We start from the raw sequence: 19777 nt of genomic DNA, 5'->3' as shown, positions 1-19777 counted from the left end.
GCACGGCGGCGTCGGTACTACCGGACGGATCGTCCATCGAGGGAGGGAGTCACTCCTCAGGTCGCGGGCTTCGGGTCCCCGGGTAGGCAGGGGACGGGGGCGAGAGGTTTTGCCCCGGCTTTACCAGCCTAGACGATACCTGTTCGAATCCCCGCGACCGCTCAGGCCCGCCGCTAGGCGGTGGCCGGCTCGCTGGTCGCGCCGCGCTCGTCGGCCAGGTCGCGCAGTTGCAGCGCGGCCCGCACGGCCTGGTCGCGGCCGCCGCTGGGCTGGATGCCCATGGCGGCCAGCGAGGTGCCGTCGGCCAGGTCCAGGGTGACCCAGGGGTCGCCCTGACGGAGGTTCACCCGCACGATCTCGGCCCAGTGCAGTCGGCGCGAGCGCACCAGGTTGACCACCAGCACGCCCTCCGGGTCGGCCACCACCCGGGGGCGGGCCAGCATCAGGCCGACCCCGGAGAAGACCGCGCCGAGGCAGAGCAGCATGATCCGGTCGTTCAACTGCCAACTGGGCGGGAGCACCAGCGCCATGCCGACGAAGACCGCCGCGAGCAGCGCGCTCGCCGCCAGCAGCACCGCGCGGTTGCGGCGCGGCCGCCAGGTGACGGGCAGGGCTGGCGGGTTCGGCGGTACGGGGCCGGTCATGGTGCTGGTGCTCCAGGCAGGTACTAGAGGCGGCAGGCGTGGATGTTGGTGACCAGGACGCCGCGGGCGCCGATCGCCCAGAGGTCGTCCATGATCTTCTGGGCCTCCTTGCGGAGCACCATCGAGCGGACCGCGACCCAGCCCTCGGTGTGCAGCGGCGAGACCGTGGGCGACTCCAGACCCGGGGTCAGGGCGACCGCGTCGGTCACCTTCTCGGCCCGGATGTCGTAGTCCATCAGCACGTAGCGGCGGGCCACCAGGACGCCCTGCAGACGGCGCAGGAACTGCTCCACCGCCGGGTCGTCGCCGGCGCCCTTGGGCCGGATGACCACCGCGTCGGAGACCAGGATCGGCTCGCCGAAGACCTCCAGACCGGCGTTGCGCAGGCTGGTGCCGGTCTCCACCACGTCGGCGATCACGTCGGCGACGCCGAGCTGCACCGCGGTCTCCACCGCGCCGTCCAGCTTGGTGACGGTGGCCTGCACGCCGTGCTCGGCCAGGTGCTGGGTGACCAGGCCGGTGTACGAGGTGGCGATCCGCATGCCCTGGAGACCGTGCACGTCCTTCGGCGAGCCGGCCGGGCCGGCGAACCGGAAGGTGGAGCCGGCGAAGCCGAGCGCGAGCACCTCGTCGGCGTCGGCGTTGGAGTCCAGCAGCAGGTCGCGGCCGGTCAGGCCGACGTCGAGCCGGCCGGAGCCGACGTAGACCGCGATGTCGCGCGGGCGCAGGAAGAAGAACTCGACCTGGTTCTCGGGGTCGACCAGGACCAGTTCCTTCGGGTCCTTGCGCTGGCGGTAGCCGGCCTCATGGAGCATCTCCGCCGCGGGACCCGAGAGCGAACCCTTGTTGGGGAGGGCGATGCGCAGCATGGGGGCAAGATCCTTCGTTGGGTGCCGGTGCGTGGCGTGGACGGGGGAACGGGTCTGGGTCAGAGGTAGGCGTAGACGTCGTCGAGCGTCAGCCCGCGCGCGACCATCATCACCTGGAGGTGGTACAGCAGCTGCGAGATCTCCTCGGCGGTCTGCTCCTTGGTCTGGAACTCGGCGGCCATCCAGACCTCGGCCGCCTCCTCCACGACCTTCTTGCCGATCGCATGGACGCCCTGCTCGACGAGCTGGGCGGTGCGGGAGGACGCGGGGTCGCCGGTGGCGGCCTTCTGCTGGAGCTCGGCGAAGAGCTCCTCGAATGTCTTCGAAGCCATGATGGGTCACACCTTACGGGGTCCGGCCGAACGGTTCGGCCGCATCCCGGCCAGTGGACACCGCGGTGGACGTCCGGCGCCAGCCGCCGCAGTTGGACACGGCGGCCGGGCCGGTGCGGTCAGCGGGTCAGCGTGCGCAGCGCGGCGGCGGTGGCGACGGCGGCGGTGACCGCCTCGTGGCCCTTGTCCTCGGCGGAGCCGGGCAGGCCCGCGCGGTCGATCGCCTGCTCCTCGTTGTCGCAGGTCAGCACGCCGAAGCCGACCGGCACGCCGGTGCGCACCGAGACCTCGGTGAGGCCGACGGTGGCGGCCTGGCAGACGTAGTCGAAGTGCGGGGTGCCGCCGCGGATGACCACGCCGAGCGCGATCACCGCGTCGTAACCGGCCTCGGCGAGGCGGGCCGCGGCGACCGGCAGCTCGAAGGTGCCGGGCACCCGCAGCACGGTCGGCCCGGCGATGCCGAGCTCCTTGAGGGCGCGCTCGGCGCCGTTCAGCAGGCCGTCCATCACCTGGGTGTGCCACTGGGCCGCGACCACGGCGACCCGCAGGTCGTGGGCGTTCTCGACGGTCAGTACGGGGGCGCCGTGACCGGCCATGTCTTCTCCTCGGTAAGGGGTTCAGCTGGGGGCGGGACGTGACGGTGGTTCAGCCGACGAGCCACGGCAGGTCGTGGCCCATCCGGTCGCGCTTGGTGAGCAGGTAGCGCAGGTTGTGCCGGCCGGCCTGCACCGGGATCGGCTCCCGCCCGCCGACCTTGAGGCCGTGCTCGGTGAGCGCGGCCAGCTTGTCGGGGTTGTTGGTCAGCAGGGTGAGCGAGCGCACCCCGAGGTCGGTGAGGATCTGCGCGCCGGTGCTGTAGTCGCGGGCGTCGGCCGGCAGGCCGAGCTCCAGGTTGGCGTCCACGGTGTCCCGGCCCTGCTCCTGCAGCTGGTAGGCGCGCAGCTTGTGGCCCAGGCCGATGCCCCGGCCCTCGTGGCCGCGCAGGTAGACCACCACGCCGCGGCCGGCCGCGGCCACCTGGGCCAGCGAGGCCTGCAGCTGCGGGCCGCAGTCGCAGCGCAGCGAGCCGAGCACGTCGCCGGTCAGGCACTCGGAGTGCAGCCGGACCAGCACCTCCTCGCCGTCCGGCAGCCGGCCTTCGCCGTCCAGCCCGCCGGCCACCAGGGCGACGTGCTCGGCGCCGGTCAGCACGTCCCGGTAGCCGACGGCGGTGAAGTCGCCGTGCTCGGTCGGCAGCGAGGTCACGGCCACCCGCTCGACCTGGGACTCGGTGCGGCGGCGGTAGGCGATCAGGTCCTCGATCGAGATGATCGACAGGCCGTGCTCGCGGGCGAACGGGACCAGCTCGGGCAGCCGGGCCATGGTGCCGTCGTCGTTGACCACCTCGCAGATCGCGGCGGCCGCCGGCAGGCCGGCCAGCCGCGCCAGGTCCACCCCGGCCTCGGTGTGGCCCGGGCGGGCCAGCACCCCGCCGTCCGCCGCGCGCAGCGGGAAGACGTGGCCAGGGCGGGTGAAGTCCGCGGCGGTGGAGACGGGTTCGCCGAGCAGCCGGATGGTGAGCGCGCGGTCGACCGCGGAGATGCCGGTGGCCTCCACGTCCCGGGCGTCCACCGAGACGGTGTACGCGGTGCCCTTGCGGTCCTCGTTGACCCGGGTCATCGGCGGCAGGCCGAGCCGGTCCGCGTCGGCGTGGGTGACCGGCACGCAGATCACGCCGGAGGTGTGGCGGATGGTGAAGGCGAGCAGTTCGGGGGTGGCGGCGGTGGCCGCGAAGATCAGGTCGCCCTCGTTCTCGCGGTCCTCGTCGTCCACCACGACCACGGCGCGGCCGGCCGCGATGTCGGCGATGGCCCGCTCGACCGGGTCGAGGGTGAGGTCCGTGGTGTGCGTGTCGGCGGTCATGCCGTGACTCCCTGCAGGGTGGGGGCGGGGGTGGGGATCAGGGTGCGCTGCCACCAGGAGCGCAGGCCGAGCAGCACCAGGACGAAGTAGACGACGTAGACCAGGCCGGAGAACGGCAGTCCGCTGGTGAAGGCGAGCGGGACGCCGACCAGGTCCACCGCGATCCAGGCGAACCAGAACTCCACCCAGCCGCGGGCCTGGGCGACCATCGCGGCCAGCGTGCCGACGAAGATGTAGGCGTCGGCCCAGGGCGACCAGGAGAGGTTCCAGTGCTGGAAGACCAGGGCGACGGCGGTGGTGGCCACGGCGGTGCCGAGCACCAGCAGGCCGCGCTCGGTCCAGGTGGCGAACCGGATCCGGATGTCACCGTCCCGGCGCAGGCCGCGCTGCCAGCGGTTCCAGCCCCAGATCGAGGCGGCGATCACCACGAGCTGCTTGCCGACGCCGCCGGACAGGTGGGCCGAGTAGTTGGCGCTGATCAGCACCAGGCCGGAGAGCAGCTGGACCGGCCAGCTGACGATCGAGCGGCGCCAGCCGAGGGCCAGGGCGGCCAGGCCGAGCAGGTTGCCCAGCACGTCGTTCCACTTGAACTCCTGGTGGAACAGGCCGAAGGCGTCGTGGTTCAGCCAGTCCAGCCAGCTCATGACGCGTCACCGGCGATCGCACGGGCGTCCAGCAGCCGCTCGACGTACTTGGCGAGCACGTCCACCTCCAGGTTGACCGGCTCGCCGACCTGCTTGGCGCCCAGCGTGGTGAGCGCCAGGGTGGCCGGGATCAGGCTGACGCTGAACCAGTCGTCGCCGGCCTGGACCACGGTGAGGCTGATCCCGTCGACCGTGATCGAGCCCTTGTCCACCAGGTAGCGGGCGATGTCCGCGGGCAGCGAGAAGCGCAGCACCTCCCAGCGCGGGCGGCCGTCGGCGTCGAGCTCGCCCGGGGCCCGGGAGAGGAGTTCGCCGGTGGCGTCCACGTGGCCCTGGACCAGGTGGCCGCCGAGCCGGGCGCCGAGCGCCATGGCCCGCTCCAGGTTGACCGGGGAGCCGGCCCGAAGTGCGCCCAGGCTCGACCGGGTGAGCGTCTCGGCCATCACGTCGGCGCTGAACTCGCCGTTCTGCTCGGCCAGTTGTTCGGCGGTGTCGACCACGGTGAGGCAGACGCCGTTGACCGCGATGGAGTCGCCGTGCCGGGCGCCGGTGCGGACCAGCGGGCCGCGCAGGCGGATGCGCGAGGAATCACCGTACTCCTCGATGGAGACGACCTCGCCGAGCTCTTCGATGATGCCGGTGAACACCCGGTTCTCCTCGCGCTTGGAGCGCGGTCCGGGGTATGGCGAAGGAAGGCGGATCACGGGTACGCCGAGGACAGAGCGGTGCCCTGCGTCCGGGCCAGAACCCGGCTGCGACACCGCGCACGGCTCCCCGGGAAGAGGACCGTGGTACTGCCGTCGAACCCGTCGCGCACGCCTCCCATCCGGACTTTAACCGTCGGTCCAGGAATTTCACCTGGTCAACCGGCCGCTGGCTTGCGGACGGGTCGCGGACTGTAACCGCCGGTTCGGAGTTTCACCGACCCCGGAGTGCGCTGAACGTCACTGCTTCGTGCAGTGGCCTCATCATGCCACGGTCCGGGAGGGCGACGGGAGAGGGGACCGCTGTGCTGTCTTTCACTCCGCGGGCGGGAATCAGCCCGGGCGGGCCGCTGACACCGGCTCAGCGGCGGACGAACCAGCGGGCCAGGTAGGCCGCCACCTCCTCGGGGTGGTGGGCGGCCAGCGCGATGTGGGAGTCCGGGCGGACCAGTACCAGCGAGTCCGCCGGCAGCAGGTGCTCGTGGCCCAGTGAGGGCAGCAGGGTGTGCACCCGCACCGGGACCGGGAAGGCGGCCAGCAGCCGCTCCAACTGGCGGTCGGCCCGGTCCGAACCGGTCACCCGCAGCAGCGTCCACCGCTGGTAGTCGAGCAGTTCGTGCAGCCGCCGCCAGCGGCCCCGGCACCAGACCGGCAGGTCGGGCAGCCGGTCGCCGCCGGCCGCGCCGACCGAGAGCGCGCTCTCCCGGTGGTGCTGGTCGAGGTCGCTGAGCCGGCTGCGGATCCGGCCGGCGCTGCGCCGACCGCTCACCAGCCGCCCGCCGATCAGCCGCATCGAGAGCATGGTGAACCGGGTCGCGGGCAGCTCCAGCCGGTCCCGCCGGGTCATCCGCAGCACCCGCAGCGCGGTCAGCCGCTGCTCGCTCGCGTAGGTATCCAGCAACTCCTGGCGGGCCCAGCCCAGTTGCACGCCGGCCAGCTTCCAGGCCAGGTTGTGCGCGCCGCGCAGCCCGGTGTTCAGGCCGTGCGCGGAGACCGGCGCCCACAGGTGGGCGCTGTCCCCGGCGAGCAGCCCCCGCCCGGAGCGCAGGGTGCGGGCGAACCGGTCCTGGAACCGGGCCCGGTTGCTCCACGGCGGGTCGGTCGGGGTGAGCCGCAGCCGAGGGGCGTGCGAGACGCGGACCAGGTAGTCGCGCATCTCGTCCACGCTGGGCGGGGCCAGCGGGCGCTGGTCCGGGTCGGCGGTGAAGCCGTAGAACCGGTAGCCGCCGCCGGGGCGCGGGGCGGCGCCGGCCGACATGCCGCGCTCCAGGAACAGGTAGGAGTGGCCGGGCTTCTCCGGGAACGGCCACTCGGCGCGGGCGTTCAGCTGCACCACCTGGAGGTTGGGGCGCGGGCCGCCGTCGAACGGCACGCCGAGCGCCTTGCGGACCAGGCTGTGCGCACCCTCGCAGCCGACCACCCAGGCGCAGCGCAGGGTGCGCGGCGCGCCGTCCGGTCCGCGGGCGTCGACCTCGGCGCCGCCCGGGCCGACCCGGACGGCGACCGCCTCGGTGGACCACTCGACCGCGCCGCCGACCTCCACCAGCCGTTCGCCGAGCAGGCGTTCCATCACGTCCTGCTCGATCGAGAGCGGGTGCGGGAACCGGGTGCCGGGCACGGCCATCCGGAGCACCCCGAGCGGACGGCCGGAGACCACCAACTCCGAGCTGTGCAGCGGGATTCCGTGGGCCAGGAAGCGCTCCGCGCAGCCCAGGTCGGCGAGCACCTCCAGGGCCCGCTGCCAGACCACGCCGGCCCGCGGCTGCCGCTTGGAGCTGTCCTCCTTCTCCAGCACCGCCACCGAGAGCCCGTACTGCCGCAGGCCGATCGCCAGCGCCAGCCCGGTCGGTCCGGCGCCGACCACCACGACGTCGTGGCTCGTCCGTGACATGGCGTCAGTCTCCTTGCAGCATCAGCCTGGACGGGCCGTGGAAGACCAAGTCCCGGGCGTAGCGGAGCGGTTCGGCGGACCGGGTGGACAGCGCGGGGCGCGGGATCCGGGCCAGTAGGGCGGCTAGGCCGAGTTCGGCCTCGGCCCGGGCCAGCGGGGCGCCCACGCAGTAGTGGATGCCGGTGCCGAAGCCGCAGTGCCGGTGGGTGTCGCGGGCCAGGTCGAGCCGGTCGGGGTGCGGGAAGTGGGCCGGGTCGCGGTTGGCCGAGCCGAGCACCAGCACCAGCTTGCTGCCGGCGGGAATGGTGCGGCCGGCCAGCACGTCCCGCTCCCGGGCCCGCCGGGTGATCATCTGCACCGGCGGGTCGTAGCGGACCAGCTCCTCCACCGCGGCCGCGGGCGGCAGCAGGCCGGAGCGCAGCGCGGCCAGCTGCCCGGGGTGGGCGAGCAGGGCCAGCAGGCCCTTGGCGAGCAGGTTGGTGGTGGTCTCGTGACCGGCCGTCAGCAGGTGCACGCAGGTGCCGACCAGGGTGTCCTCGGACAGCCCGGCGCCGTGCCGGAGCATCAGGCCGATCAGGTCGCCGCGGTCGGCCCGGCCCGGGCGGCGCAGCTCGGCCCGGAAGTAGGCGTCCAGTTCGCCGGCGGCCGCCTCGGCCAGGGCGAAGCCGTCGGCCCGCCGGCCGGTGCGGGAGCTGGTCGCCTGCTCCAGGTCGAGGGCGCGGGCCCGGAACCAGTCGCGGTCCCGCTCGGGCACCCCGAGCAGTTCGCTGATCACCAGCACGGGCAGCGGCGCGGCGAACCCGGCCACCAGGTCGGCCTCGCCGTGCCCGGCGAGGGTGTCCGCCAGCTGTTCGGCGAGCCGGGCGGCGATCCGGCGGATCCGCGGGCGCAGCGCCTGCACGGTGCGCGGGGTGAAGCTGCGGGAGACCAGGGCGCGGACCCGGGTGTGCTCGGGCGGGTCCATGAAGACCATCCAGTTGGCCACGGTGCGGCTCAGGTGCGGGCAGTCCTGCGGGATCCGGGCCGGGACGGGGCCGCGCACGTAGTCGCGGCGGCCGGAGAGCACCTGGGCCACCTCGGCGTGGCCGAAGACGTAGTAGCTGCCGTCGGCGGCCAGGTGGACCGGGGCGGCCGTGCGGTAGCGGTGGTAGTGCGGGTAGGGGTCGGTGACCGGGACCTCGGCGGGGGTGAAGCCGGGGAGTCCAGCCGGACCGGGGGCAGCGGCATCGGAGGGCCGTTCGTTCACCGGGCACCGCCGCGCACGGTGTCGGCGAGCGCGCCGGGGTCGGCGGGCAGCCGGTCGCCGCGCCAGGCGACGTGGCCGTCCGGGCGGACCAGCACGTAGCGGCTCGGGTAGACCTCGGTGTGCAGGGCCTGGAACGGGATCCGGCGTTCGGCGAACGCCCTTGCGGTGCCGTCGAGTTCGACGGTCTCCTGGGCGACCATGGTGTAGCCGGGGCCGTAGTGGTCGAGCACCGACTCGCCGCCGGGCAGCCAGGCGTGCGGGGCGCGGGCGCCGGGGAGCGGGACGGTGCGCCAGTCGGCGGCGGGCCCGGCGGGCTCGTGCTCGTGCTCGTGCGCGGCCGGGTCCGGCACGATCAGCGGGGAGGCGTAGCGGTAGCCGAAGTGCACGTCGGGGGCGTCGAACTCGCCGCGCACCTCGCTGCCGGCCAGCCCCTCGGCGAGCCTGCGCCGGGCCCGTTCGCCGGCCGGCGAGTCGAGCACCAGCTCCGGCGGCAGCTCCCGGGCGAGCGTGCGGCGCAGGTTGCGGTTGGCCTCGGTGAGGCTGCGCTCGGCCACCGGGCGGCGCTCGGTGTCGTAGCTGTCCAGCAGGCCCGGCCCAGCCCAGCCGGCCAGCTCGCCGGCCAGCTTCCAGCCGAGGTCGGCCGCGTCGGCCAGCCCGGTGTTCATGCCGAAGCCGCCGGACGGGGAGAGGGTGTGCGCGGCGTCGCCGAGCAGCAGCACCCGGCTCTGCCGGAAGCGTTCGGCCACCCGGTGGGTCAGGTGCCAGACGTTCTCCGAGAGCAGTTCCAGCGGGGTGTCCAGGGCGATCGCCGAGCGGACCAGGTCGAGCGCGGGGGCCGGGCTGTCCTGGGCCACCGTCAGCCGGTAGAGCTCGCGGCCGTCCATCGAGCGCAGCGGGTAGCGCAGGCCCGGCGGCTGGGTGAGGAAGAAGACCAGGGCGGCGCGGTCGCCGAGCTGCTCGCGCAGCCGGGGCGCACGGAACAGGATGTTCCGGAAGACCCGGGTGGTGAAGTACTGCGGGGAGTCCACCCCCAGGTGCTTGCGCACGGTGGAGGAGGCGCCGTCGCTGCCGACCAGGTAGCGGGCGGTGATCGCCACCTTGCCGCCGCCGCGCAGGTCGGTGGCGGTGGCGCGGACCCGGTCGCCCTCCTCGGTGAAGGAGTCCAGCCGGACCCGGCGGCGCAGCGGCCCCGCCGGGTGGCTGCCGACCGCCCCGGCCAGCAGCGGCATCAACCAGTGCTGCGGGCAGACCTGTTCGGGCTCCGGGGTGTAGGGCGGCGCCGTCCTGGTGTCGGCGGTGCCGAAGTCCAGCCGGTGGATCTCGTGGCCGCCGAGCGCGGTGACCCAGGCGATGTCCAGCGGGTGGTCCCCCGGCCAGCCGGCCGCGCGGACCCGCTCGGCCAGCCCCCAACGGCGCATCAGCTCCATCGAGCGCGGGCCGACGGTGCCCACCTTGGGGTGGTTGACGGCGCCGTCGGAGGCGTCGATCACCAGGCAGTCCACCCCCCGGTAGCCGAGGTCCAGGGCCAGCGCCAGGCCGACCGGGCCGGCGCCGACGATCAGTACGTCGGTCTGGTACGCCTCGTGGGTCTGAGCGGTCATCTGAGGGCTCCTCACTTCACCTACCGTGGAAGGACTCGGCCTGTCGCCGGAAGTACCCGGCGTAGAAGCTCATCAGCTCGGCCACCTGCGGCGGGGCCGCCTCGCAGCGCCGGGCCGCGGCGGCCAGGTGCTCGAAGCGCAGCGCCAGCGAGCGGCGGGCCACGTCCGGGCGGGCCACGAAGCCCGGCACCGTCTCCAGCTCGAAGGACGGCCCGGCGGTGCGGCCCGGCCGCCCGGACGGCATGGTCACCAGCCGTTCGGCCAGCGGGCGCAGCAGGCCCGCCATCACGTCGATCGCGGCGTTCATCAGCTTGGACCGGCGCAGGCTGCCGTCCGGTGCCTCGCCGAACTGCTGGACCATCAGCTGGGTCATCAACAGGTAGCTGCGGTTGAAGAGTTGCAGCACTTCCCGGGCGGCCGGGTCGGTTACCCGGGCCTTGGCCCCGTCCGCGCCGTCCAGGGTCGGGTTGCGCAGCACCGGGTGGGCCGGCTCCCAGGGCAGCAGCAGGCCGGCCGGCCCCTTGACCCGCTCGGTGCTCAGCGTCTCGGAGATCCGGCAGAAGGTCTGGAAGTGCGAGACCTCCGGGCCGGCGGCGGCGCTCCCCCGGCCCTCGCCCTGCTCGGTGATGAGGTCGACGGCGACCAGTGCGCCGGCCAGGTCGTCCACCTCCAACTGGTAGTCGGGGTGGGCGGAGTTGACCGACTCGCGCAGGAACAGGTGGTGTTCGCCGCCGCCCCGGCCCGGTTCGACCAGGAAGAGCTCCGGCACCCGCTCCAGCCCGTCCCGGATCGCCGCGTAGAGCACGCTGATCGATCCCCAGCCGCTCGGGCCCGCGGCGCCCGGGCCCCCGCCCACCGGGCCCGCGGCCACCGGGGGCTCCGGCCGCTCGACCGCGACGAACCGCTGCACGCTGCCGATGTGCAGGCCCTCCAGCGCGAAGTCCAGCGGCACCGGCAACTCGGCGCCGATGGTGGCGAAGTCGATCACCGGCAGGTGGAACGGCTCCCCCATCGCGGTGATGATGTTGTTCACCAGCAGGAAGTGGATCATCTCCTCGCGGGCCACCGCGAACAGCGCGCCCCGGATGCCGTCCTCGGTGTCCGCCCCACCGCCGCCGCAGGCCAGCGCGAGCTGGCGCTCCGTCCACCGCCCGCGCCGGACCAGCTCGCGGCCGGCGGCGTGGCCGGGCAGCGAGAAGGCCGCGTACAGGTACTGGAGCATCACGGTCAGCTCCAGGGCGGCGGCCTGCTTGAGCGCCGCCCACAGCCTGCCGCGGGTGCGGATCGGGTCGGCCGCGACCCCGGCCCCGGCCCCGACTCCTACCGCGGCCTGCACCGGTGCGACGGCGGGCACCGGCGCCGGCAGCCGGCGGCGCTGCACGTTGCGCAGGTAGGCCAGCAGCAGCCGGGACTTGGGCTCGCTGAGGTCGCGGCCCGGCGGCATGGCGTAGGTCAGGTGGCGGTTGCGCGGGTCGCACATCTGCCAGATCAGCTCGGCGTAGGCGGCCACCTTGCACTCGTCGGCGAGGCTGAACACCTCGGCGGTCATGAAGGTGGAGAGCTGCTCGTAGAAGGCGAAGACCTCCCGGTGCAGCAGCGCGAAGTCCACCTCGACGTCGGGGACTTCGTCCAGGTGCCAGTCGTCGGGCAGCACCCGGGCGGCGATCGTGTCGTCCGGGCCGAGCAGGAGCAGGCAGCCGCCCGGGTGTTCGCCGCGGACCGCCACCCGGGCGTGGCCGCGGTGGTCGAGGCGCACCTCGCACTGCGGGGCCCAGTCGCCGGAGCCGGGCGCGCGCAGGCCGAGCGGGTCAGGGTGTTCACAGCTGCGGGGGTTGGGCCGGTGGCCGATCCGGACGGTGCGCGGGCCGGCCGGCGCGCCCCGCCAGTAGGCGCGGATCGGCAGCTCGACCGCGTGGTCGCGCTCGCGTGCGGTGTCCCGGTGGTGGAGCAGCAGCAGCGCCTCGTCGGTCTGGACGAGGAGTTCGCGCTCGGTGAGCGCGAAGCCGGCGCCGACCAGGCGCAGCGGTTCGCGGTCGGCGGCCGCCGCGCCGTCCGGCTCGGTGGGGACGGTGACCAGGCCGGCCGTCCGGTCGTCGCGGTACTTGTCGCCGGGCAGGCGGGCGATCAACTCCCCCGAGGCGGTGCGCAGTTCCAGGTCGCCGAAGTCGACGGGCACCAAGTCGGCGCGTTCGGCCAGTGGGATGGCGGAGATCAGGTTGAACTGGGCCGTGCCGTCGGCCAGTCGGACCGTCAGGTGGTGGGGCGTCAGATCCGTTGCGGGGTCCGGGGCCAGCAGGCGGCCCGCCGGGTGGCTGCGCAACTCGGCGGCGTGCCAGGGTGCGACGGTGCCGCGCACCCGCCAGTGGTTCGGGGCGTCGGGCGCCGGCGGGGTGGCCATGGCGTCGAGCGCGAACTGGACGACCAGCCCGTCGGCCCGCTCTGCCGCGGCGCGCAGCGCCCGGACGGCGGGCGAGGCCTCGGCGGCCGGCAGCCAGCTCAGCCCGTCCTCCCGGGCCACCGCGAACTGGTGCACGGCGCAGTAGCGGAACTGCTCGGCGAGCGGGTGCTCGCCGACCTCGCGGATCCGGCGGAAGTCGACCCAGCGCGGCGGCTGCACCCCGCGCACCTCCCCGCTCGCCGCGTACCCGCCCTGGTGCGAGCGCCCGCGCCGGCCGAACGCGAACCGCCCCACCTGCACGGTCATCGACTCCGGGCCGCCCGGGTCGACGTCGAAGACGCGCGCGCGGTTGACGGTGGTGCGCAGGTACGCGTTGTAGTGCCCCCACAGGTCGACGGCGCTGCCGACCACCGGGTCGTCGGCGCTGGGTTCCCCGGCGGCCAACTCGACGGTGCTGACCTGCGCGTCGATCCAGAAGTGGCCGTTCCCCCCGAAGTTCCACCCGCTGGCGACGCTGAACGGCCCGTCGGGGTCGAGCCGCCCGTCGGCGTGGTAGCGCGGCCCGAGCTCGCGCAGGTGGCCGGGGAAGTCGGCGACCTGCGGGCGGACGGTGTGGGTGGTGAAGTCGACCAGCCCGCAGCGGGGGCCGGTGGGGAGCTTGCCGGTGGCGGTGCCGGCGAAGTGCAGACGGGGCAGGTCGAAGACGCTCAACCGGCGGCCCTCACAGGGGTCCTGGGGGCGCGGAAGGCGGTGATCTCCGCGGCGGCGCGCTGCGCGGACTCGATGGCGCCCTCGATCCAGGCCGGCGTGCCGGAGCAGTGCTCGCCCGCGAAGAAGAGGCGGTGCACGGGGCGGGCGGCGCGGCGCAGTTGGTGCTCGGCGTGGGCGGGGTCGAGACCCCAGCGGGTGGCGCAGCCGCCGCTCAGCGGGGACTGCCCCCAGGCGGCGGAGGCCGAGCCCAGCACCATGCCGGGGCGCAGCAGCTCCGGGTGGAACTCGGCCAGCTCGCGCACCACTTGGCGGTGGCGCAGCCGGGGCGGCAGCAGGCCCAGGCCGTCGGCCTCGGCGCCGATGGTGTAGCTGGCGAGGAGGGCGGCGCCGCGCCCCGGGTCGCCGTCGGCCGGCGGGTAGTAGGTCTGCCGCAGCCGGCCGGCGGTGAAGGAGGCGCCGCCGCTGATCCCGGTGCGCTGCCAGAACGGCTCCCGGCAGTGCAGTGCGACCTTGGTGGCCGGGCAGTACACCACCTCGCGGAGCACCGCGAGCTTGTCCGCGTCCACCCCGGTCAGCCGCATCCGCCGGACCGCCGGGAACGGCGCGGTGCAGACCGCGAAGTCGCTCGGCAGCAGGTAGCCCAGCCGGCCGCGCCGCACGTGCAGCAGCACCTCCCCCGCCCGCACGTCGATCCGCTCCACCCGGTGGCCGCAGCGGATCGGCCCGTGCACGGTGCGGGCGAGCCGGCGCGGCAGCTGGTCCATCCCGCCGGCCAGCCGGTGCAGCCCGCTGCTGGTCTCCAGCAGGATGTCGTCCAGGAAGCTGTTCAGCCGGGCGCTGCAGCCGGCCCGGATGCCGGGGTGGCCGGCGAACAGGGCGTGCAGGTCGATCCGGCCGTCCGGGTCCTGCGGCACCGGGTCGATCCGGTCCACCAGGCCGAGCAGTTGGCAGCGCAGGTCGGTCGCCAGCGCCTCGCGCAGCTCGGGCGGGGCGCTGGCGCCGACCACGGCGGTGAACCAGGCGCCGAAGGCCAGGGTGCCCTCCCGGTAGTGGTCGGCGCGCGCGCCGAGGCGGGCCCGCAGGTCGGCGCGGAGCGGGGCGGTGGCCTCGCCGATCCGCACCGGGCCGCCGCCGGTGGCCACGTACGCGTTGGGTTCGGAGAGCAGCGGGCTGAAGGCGGTCAGCCGGTCGCCGAGCCGCAGGCGCTCGATCCAGGCGAGGGTGCGGTGGTGGTGGGCGGGGATGCGCATCGCGCCGAGCTCCACCGTCGGCGCGCCCGGGTCGGTGCCGAAACGGTGCGTCAGGATCCGGCCGCCGATCCGCTGGTCGGCCTCCAGGACGGTCACCCGGTACCCGCTGCGCTCCAGCTCGACGGCCGCCACGAGGCCCGCCACTCCGGCGCCGATCACGGTCACCCGCCGGCCAGGACGCATCGCTCCACCTCTCAGGCTTCACTGGTGCGGATCCCACCGGACACGAAGGGTTCGGGTACGGTGGAACATTGACAGTATTTCAGGGTCCGGGCAGGCCAAACCCGGTGTCGGCGCCGTCCCGGCTCACGGGGTGGCGCCGCCCGCCCCTCCCGTGCTCGTCGAGCCGCCGCTCGCGCCGCCCGAGCCGGTGGCGCCGCCGGTCGCACCACCGGTCGCGCTGGTCGCCCCGGTGGTCCCGGCGCCGCCGGTGGCGCTCGCCGTGCTCCGGGGCGAGCCGGTCGGCGTGCCCGTGCCCGTGCGGGTCGGGCTGCCCGAGCCGCTCGTGCTGGTGCCGGTGCTGGGCCCGGAGCTCGCCGCGGCCGCCCGGTCGCCCGAGCCGTCGGTGCCGACCGGCCGCTCGAAGGGCCGCCCGCTCCCCTGGTCCACCAGCACCAGCGAGTGCACCGGTGCGGGCGCCGGGTTCACCGTGACCACGTGGTCCGTGTGGAACCCGGTCCAGGAGTCGCCGCCGTACTGCGGGGGCGCGGTGTCCGCGACCGGGGGCGTGAGCGGATTGCCGCAGGCGCACCGGGCGCGCGGCACGCCCCGGTCGTCGACCAGCACCGCGGTGCCCGCCTGCAGCACCGACTGGAAGGCCGTCGCCTGGCCGTTGACGAAGCCGTGGTTGGTGACCCGGGTGTCCTGCCGCAGCACCACGGGCGTCAGGGTGTGCAGGTAGTCGGGGATCCCGCTCGGGTCGATGCCCTCGACGCCGGCCCAGGCCCGCCCCTTGTCGGCGTGCGTGGTCAGGAAGTCGGACAGCTGCGGCACGTTGCAGCTGGCGATGTGTTCGGTGCCGCCGTACAGGCCGACGCCGCCGCCGTCCACGGCCGTCGGTCCGGCGCTCGGGGTGGCCGGCGCGGCGCCCGCCGAGCTGGTGGCGGCCACCGAACCGGTGTACGGGTCGCGGCCCGGGGAGCCCACCGCCTGCCGGGTCACCTGCGCGCCGGCGACCGTGCTCTGACCCTTCGACGGCTGACGCTCGATCAGCAGCACCGCCAGCCCCGCCGCCACCGCCACGCCGACCCCGGCCAGCACCAGGGTGCGCGGCCGGCGCCACCACGGCCGGCGCGGCGCGCCGCCGGAGGCACCGACCAGGGTGCGGGCGGGCGGGGCGGGCGGCGGGGGTGCGCCGACCAGCTCGGTGGGGGGCTCACCGGGCTTCGTCGCCTCCCCCGGTTCCGCCTCCCCGGGCTTCGTCGCCCCCGGCTGCGTCGCCCCTGGCGCCGTCGGCGCCGCGCCGGGCTCCGAGGTCGGCCCCGAGGGCGGTCCGGACGGCGCCCCGCCCCCGCCCGACCCGCCCGCCAACGGGCCGGAGGGCGGCCCGGTGGGCGGTTCGGCAGGTCGATCTGACGGGTCTTCAGCGCTCACGCCCCATTCTCCGCGTGCGCTCCGCCGCCCCCGCAACCGCTACTGCGGTGAACGGGGGGCACGCACCACGGCCGCCGCCCACCCCGGCGGCTGCCGCACCGGCCGCACCGGCTCCGCCGCCCGCAGCTCCACCGGCGCCCGCTCCCCCGCCCCGCGCAGCGCCGCCGCCAGCTGGGCGCAGCTGGCGTACCGCTGCTCCGGCTCCTTGGCCAGCGCCCGGGCCAGCACCGCGTCCACCCACTCGCCCAGCCCGGCGGCGGCCGGCGAGTCGTGCAGGTGGGCCCAGATCAGCGCCATGTCGGTGTCCCGGACGAACGGCGGCCGCCCGGTCAGCACCTCCTGCAGCACGGCGGCCAGGCTGTAGACGTCGCACCGCCCGTCCACCGGCTTGCCGGCGATCTGCTCGGGCGCGACGTAGTCCAGCGTGCCGACGAACTGGCCGACGGTGGTGAAGCCGGTCAGCGACAGCGACTTCTTGGTCAGCCCGAAGTCGGTCAGGTAGATGTGCTCTGGGTGGTCCGGGTCGGTGCCCTCGGCGACCAGGATGTTGCCGGGCTTGACGTCCCGGTGCACCAGGTCGTGCGCGTGCGCGGCGTCCAGCGCGGAGGCCACCTGGACGGCGATCCGGACCGTCCGGTCCAGCGCCAGCGGGCCCTCGCGGTCCAGCAGCGCCCGCAGGTCCCGGCCGTCCACGTAGCGCATCACCAGGTAGAGCACGCCGGCCGCCTCGCCCGCCTCGAAGATCGGCACGATGTGCGGGTGGTCGATCGAGGCGGCGATCCGCGACTCGTGCTCGAACCGCTTGCGGAAGACGTCGTTGCGGGCCAGCTCCGGCGCCAGCACCTTGACCGCGACGGTGCGGCCGAGCCGCAGGTCCTCGGCCCGGAAGACCACGGCCATGCCGCCCCGGCCGATCTCCCGCTCCAGCCGGTAGCCGGCGATCCGACGGCCGGTCAGGTCCGACGGCACGGTCCTCGACGGGGCCGCCTCCGAACGGTCCGTGCTCACTGCTCCGGTCCCCCGTCACCGGCGTACGGCCGCAGCCGCCGGCCGTCGCAGTAGCTCCAGCGCTGCTCGGCGGCGTCGAAGAGCCAGGCGTCGGTGCCGTCCAGCACGGCGCCGAGCCGCAGCCCCGCCGTCCGCTCGGCGAACGCCCCGGCGGTCAGCCGGCCCTCGGCCAGCTCGTCGAGCAGCGCCCGGTACTCGGCGAGCGCGGCCTGCACCCGGGCCAGCAGCGGGCGCGGGTCCTCGCCGGGCTCCAGCGCGCCGCCGGCCGGCTCGTGCGGCAGGCCGAGCAGCAGCCGGCCGTCCAGCCAGGTGGCCCAGCCGTTGGCGCACTCCACCCGGGCCCAGTCGCCGCGCAGTTCGAGCAGCCGGACCGGCAGCAGCGGGTCCAGCCGGGCGGCCGGGCGGCTCGGCTCGGGCCCGGCCCAGCTGGGCAGTCCGCCCGGCGGCACCACGTGGGTGGGCCGGAACTCGCGGACCGGATCGGCGACGCTCACCGCCGCCCCCTGCCCCGCATCACGGCCGGCTCGACCCGGCGCAGCAGCCGGTCGGTGAGCAGGCCGAAGGCCAGGCTGAGCACCAGCAGCATCCCCATGTCGAGCAGCCAGGTGTGCGCGGCGTGCCGGAACAGCGGGTCGGCGGTCAGCGTGCCGGGCACGATGGTGTGCAGGCCGACGGTGCCGCCCATCGCGGCCAGCGCCCAGCGGGACGGCACCAGCCAGGAGACCTGGTCGAGCCCCGGCACCCCGTTCAGCCGCAGCAGCGCGCCGCAGAACACCACTTGGACGATGGCCAGCAGCACCAGCAGCGGCATGGTGACCTCCTCCTTGCCGACCAGCGCGGAGACCACCAGGCCGAGCATCATCGCGGTGAAGGAGAGCAGCGCGACGGCCAGCGTGAGTTCGGCCAGCGGCGGCAGGAAGACCCCGCTGCCGCCCTGCGGCCGCAGCTCCACCCCGGCCAGGCCGACCATGGTGAGCACCACCGACTGGAGCACCGTCACCGTGCCGAGCACCACCACCTTGGAGCAGAGGTAGGCGGAGCGGGAGAGCCCGACGGCGCGTTCGCGCCGGTAGATCACCCGTTCCTTCACCAACTCGCGCACCGCGTTGGCGGCGCCGGTCAGCACGCCGCCGACGCAGAGCAGCAACAGGGCGTTGAGCGCGCTGTTCTGGGTGAGCTTGCCGCCGGCCAGCGCCCGGGCCATCGCGCCCATCACGAACGGCAGCGCCACCATGATCGCCACGAAGGTGCGGTCGGCGGCCAGGGCGGCGGTGTAGCGGCGCACCAGGGTGCCGACCTGGCGGTGCCAGCGCTGCGGGGTGGGCTGGTTGAGCGGCGGCGGTGCGGCCGGGGTCGCGGTCGGCGGTTCGACGGCCGGTGCCGCGTACCGGCGGTATTCGGGCGAGGCCCGGTACTCGCCGGACCAGTCCCGGTCCTCCTGGGTCTCGAACTCCTCGAAGGCCTGCGGCCACTGCGGGCAGCCGAGGAACTCCAGGGCCTGGCCGGGCGGGCCGTAGTAGGCGGTGCGCCCGCCCGGGGCGAGCAGCAGCAGGCGGTCGCAGAGGTCGAGGCTGAGCACGCTGTGGGTGACCACCACGACCGTGCGGCCGTCGTCGGCGAGGGCGCGCAGCATCTGCATCACCGAGCGGTCCATCCCCGGGTCGAGGCCCGAGGTGGGCTCGTCCAGGAAGAGCAGCGAGGGCTTGGTGAGCAGTTCCAGCGCGACGCTGACCCGCTTGCGCTGGCCGCCGGAGAGGCTGGACACCACCTGGTCGGCCCGCTGCTCCAGGCCGAGTTCGCCGATCACCTCGGTGACCCGGGCGGCCCGCTCGGCCGGCGCGGTGTCGCCGGGGAAGCGCAGTTCGGCCGCGTAGCCGAGGGCCTGGCGGACGGTGAGCTGGGTGTGCAGGATGTCGTCCTGCGGCACCAGGCCGATCCGGCGGCGCAGTTCGGCGTAGTCCAGGTAGAGGTCGCGCCCGTCGTAGCGCACGGTGCCGGAGTCGGCCGGGCGCAGGCCGGTGAGCGCGTTGAGCAGGGTGGACTTGCCGGAGCCGCTCGGGCCGGCGACGGCGAGCAGGCAGCGCTCGCCGACCGGGAAGCTGATGCCGTCCAGCAGTCGGCGGCCGTCCGCGACGGTGACCACCAGGTCGGTGACGTCCAGGGTGATGTCGCCGGTGTCGGCGAACTCCTGGAGCTCGCCGTCCACCAGGCAGAACACCGAGTGGCCGATGCCGAGCAGGTCGCCCGGGCCGATCGTGGCGCGCTGCACGGCGCTGCCGTTGAGGTAGGTGCCGTTGTGGCTGCCGAGGTCGGCGATCTCGTAGGCGCCGGTCGGCCCGGTGCGCAGTTCGGCGTGGTGGCGGGAGACGGCGAGGTCGTCGACCACCAGGTCGTTGTCGTGCGAGCGGCCGATCCGGACGGTGCGGACCTGTTCGGCGAGGCGGTAGACGCTGGTGGGCGGGCGGTAGGAGCCGGTGATCGCGGTCAGCGCGGTGGGGCGGGCCGCCACCTTGGTCGCCCGGGGCGGTGGCGGGGTCACGGTGAGCTCCACCTCGGGCCCGTCGCCCGGGCTGCCGAACCGGAGCACGCTCTCCGGGGCGGTCTCCAGCAGGTCGAGGTGGGTCACCCGGTGGCCGTCCAGGTAGGTGCCGTTGGTGCTGTCCAGGTCGTCGAACTCCCAGTGCCCGTCGTCCACGTGGAGCACCGCGTGGTGGCGGGAGACCCGCTGGTCGGCGAGGACGATCTCGCAGTCGGGGTCGCGGCCGAGGCGGTAGGAGCGGCTCGGGCTGAGGACCTGCGAGTCGCCGGCGGTGTGCAGGACCAGCTGCGGCGCGGTGGGCGCGATCTGTCGCTCTCCCATACCTCGACCTTAGCCCGGGCGCGAGCGGGCAGCGAGCCATCGAGTGACGGACGGAGGCCTGGATGATCACCGCTCGTGCTATCCTCGTCACACAGCGCACTTGCGGAACTTCCGCACCGTGCGC

At 74.8% G+C, this 19777-nt stretch carries 16 protein-coding genes and 1 riboswitch; all 16 genes read right to left on the bottom strand.

Annotated elements, in window-relative coordinates:
* Positions 1-173: 173 nt before the first annotated feature.
* Complete coding sequence (locus FHX73_RS37135; protein WP_145910457.1) at positions 174-644, bottom strand: PH domain-containing protein; 471 nt, start codon at positions 642-644, stop codon at positions 174-176.
* A 23-nt stretch (positions 645-667) separates the two neighbouring features.
* Positions 668-1513, bottom strand: coding sequence for an ATP phosphoribosyltransferase (gene hisG / locus FHX73_RS37130; protein ID WP_145910456.1), 846 nt, complete (start codon positions 1511-1513; stop codon positions 668-670).
* Between the two features lie 59 nt (positions 1514-1572).
* Positions 1573-1845 carry a phosphoribosyl-ATP diphosphatase gene (locus FHX73_RS37125; RefSeq protein WP_145910455.1) on the bottom strand — a complete coding sequence of 91 codons (273 nt, stop codon included), beginning with the start codon at positions 1843-1845 and terminating at the stop codon, positions 1573-1575.
* A gap of 119 nt (positions 1846-1964) precedes the next feature.
* Positions 1965-2441, bottom strand: coding sequence for a 6,7-dimethyl-8-ribityllumazine synthase (ribH, locus tag FHX73_RS37120; protein WP_145910454.1), 477 nt, complete (start codon positions 2439-2441; stop codon positions 1965-1967).
* 49 nt (positions 2442-2490) lie between these two features.
* Positions 2491-3747, bottom strand: a complete 1257-nt coding sequence (locus FHX73_RS37115) for a bifunctional 3,4-dihydroxy-2-butanone-4-phosphate synthase/GTP cyclohydrolase II (RefSeq protein WP_145910453.1) — start codon at positions 3745-3747, stop codon at positions 2491-2493.
* Complete coding sequence (locus FHX73_RS37110) at positions 3744-4391, bottom strand: nicotinamide mononucleotide transporter family protein (protein ID WP_145910452.1); 648 nt, start codon at positions 4389-4391, stop codon at positions 3744-3746. The genes FHX73_RS37115 and FHX73_RS37110 overlap by 4 nt, the downstream gene beginning before the upstream one ends.
* Positions 4388-5038, bottom strand: a complete 651-nt coding sequence (locus FHX73_RS37105) for a riboflavin synthase (RefSeq protein ID WP_145910451.1) — start codon at positions 5036-5038, stop codon at positions 4388-4390. Before FHX73_RS37105 ends, FHX73_RS37110 begins: the two co-directional genes overlap by 4 nt.
* Before the next feature lie 163 nt (positions 5039-5201).
* Positions 5202-5330, bottom strand: a riboswitch (FMN riboswitch).
* 126 nt (positions 5331-5456) lie between these two features.
* Positions 5457-6986, bottom strand: a complete 1530-nt coding sequence (locus FHX73_RS37100) for an FAD-dependent monooxygenase (RefSeq protein WP_145910450.1) — start codon at positions 6984-6986, stop codon at positions 5457-5459.
* A gap of 4 nt (positions 6987-6990) precedes the next feature.
* Positions 6991-8232, bottom strand: coding sequence for a cytochrome P450 (locus FHX73_RS37095; RefSeq protein WP_145910449.1), 1242 nt, complete (start codon positions 8230-8232; stop codon positions 6991-6993).
* Complete coding sequence (locus FHX73_RS37090) at positions 8229-9833, bottom strand: FAD-dependent monooxygenase (RefSeq protein ID WP_145910448.1); 1605 nt, start codon at positions 9831-9833, stop codon at positions 8229-8231. The genes FHX73_RS37095 and FHX73_RS37090 overlap by 4 nt, the downstream gene beginning before the upstream one ends.
* 16 nt (positions 9834-9849) lie before the next feature.
* Complete coding sequence (locus FHX73_RS37085; RefSeq protein ID WP_145910447.1) at positions 9850-12942, bottom strand: ferritin-like domain-containing protein; 3093 nt, start codon at positions 12940-12942, stop codon at positions 9850-9852.
* Entirely contained in the window at positions 12939-14375 is a 1437-nt protein-coding gene (locus FHX73_RS37080) for a flavin monoamine oxidase family protein (RefSeq protein WP_145910446.1), read from the bottom strand. The genes FHX73_RS37085 and FHX73_RS37080 overlap by 4 nt, the downstream gene beginning before the upstream one ends.
* Positions 14376-14498: 123 nt before the next feature.
* Positions 14499-15785 carry a DUF6777 domain-containing protein gene (locus tag FHX73_RS37075; protein ID WP_145910445.1) on the bottom strand — a complete coding sequence of 429 codons (1287 nt, stop codon included), beginning with the start codon at positions 15783-15785 and terminating at the stop codon, positions 14499-14501.
* A 39-nt stretch (positions 15786-15824) separates the two neighbouring features.
* On the bottom strand, positions 15825-16793 hold the full coding sequence (locus FHX73_RS37070; protein ID WP_246214116.1) for a serine/threonine-protein kinase: 969 nt from the start codon (positions 16791-16793) through the stop codon (positions 15825-15827).
* Positions 16790-17287, bottom strand: a complete 498-nt coding sequence (locus FHX73_RS37065) for a hypothetical protein (RefSeq protein ID WP_145910444.1) — start codon at positions 17285-17287, stop codon at positions 16790-16792. Before FHX73_RS37065 ends, FHX73_RS37070 begins: the two co-directional genes overlap by 4 nt.
* Positions 17284-19653, bottom strand: coding sequence for an FHA domain-containing protein (locus FHX73_RS37060; RefSeq protein ID WP_145910443.1), 2370 nt, complete (start codon positions 19651-19653; stop codon positions 17284-17286). The genes FHX73_RS37065 and FHX73_RS37060 overlap by 4 nt, the downstream gene beginning before the upstream one ends.
* Between the last annotated feature and the right edge of the window lie 124 nt (positions 19654-19777).

This window comes from Kitasatospora viridis (assembly GCF_007829815.1).
Taxonomy (GTDB): domain Bacteria; phylum Actinomycetota; class Actinomycetes; order Streptomycetales; family Streptomycetaceae; genus Kitasatospora; species Kitasatospora viridis.
Note: the sequence above shows the minus strand (reverse complement) of the source record. Positions and strands in the feature narration are given on the sequence as shown.

Bases quoted from the DNA above. Each gene is read 5' to 3' on its own strand.
- FHX73_RS37100 (WP_145910450.1), bottom strand. From the start codon at position 6,986: ATGTCACGGACGAGCCACGACGTCGTGGTGGTCGGCGCCGGACCGACC.
- ribH (WP_145910454.1), bottom strand. From the start codon at position 2,441: ATGGCCGGTCACGGCGCCCCCGTACTGACCGTCGAGAACGCCCACGAC.
- FHX73_RS37060 (WP_145910443.1), bottom strand. From the start codon at position 19,653: ATGGGAGAGCGACAGATCGCGCCCACCGCGCCGCAGCTGGTCCTGCAC.
- FHX73_RS37090 (WP_145910448.1), bottom strand. From the start codon at position 9,833: ATGACCGCTCAGACCCACGAGGCGTACCAGACCGACGTACTGATCGTC.
- hisG (WP_145910456.1), bottom strand. From the start codon at position 1,513: ATGCTGCGCATCGCCCTCCCCAACAAGGGTTCGCTCTCGGGTCCCGCG.
- FHX73_RS37135 (WP_145910457.1), bottom strand. From the start codon at position 644: ATGACCGGCCCCGTACCGCCGAACCCGCCAGCCCTGCCCGTCACCTGG.
- FHX73_RS37115 (WP_145910453.1), bottom strand. From the start codon at position 3,747: ATGACCGCCGACACGCACACCACGGACCTCACCCTCGACCCGGTCGAG.
- FHX73_RS37110 (WP_145910452.1), bottom strand. From the start codon at position 4,391: ATGAGCTGGCTGGACTGGCTGAACCACGACGCCTTCGGCCTGTTCCAC.
- FHX73_RS37080 (WP_145910446.1), bottom strand. From the start codon at position 14,375: ATGCGTCCTGGCCGGCGGGTGACCGTGATCGGCGCCGGAGTGGCGGGC.
- FHX73_RS37125 (WP_145910455.1), bottom strand. From the start codon at position 1,845: ATGGCTTCGAAGACATTCGAGGAGCTCTTCGCCGAGCTCCAGCAGAAG.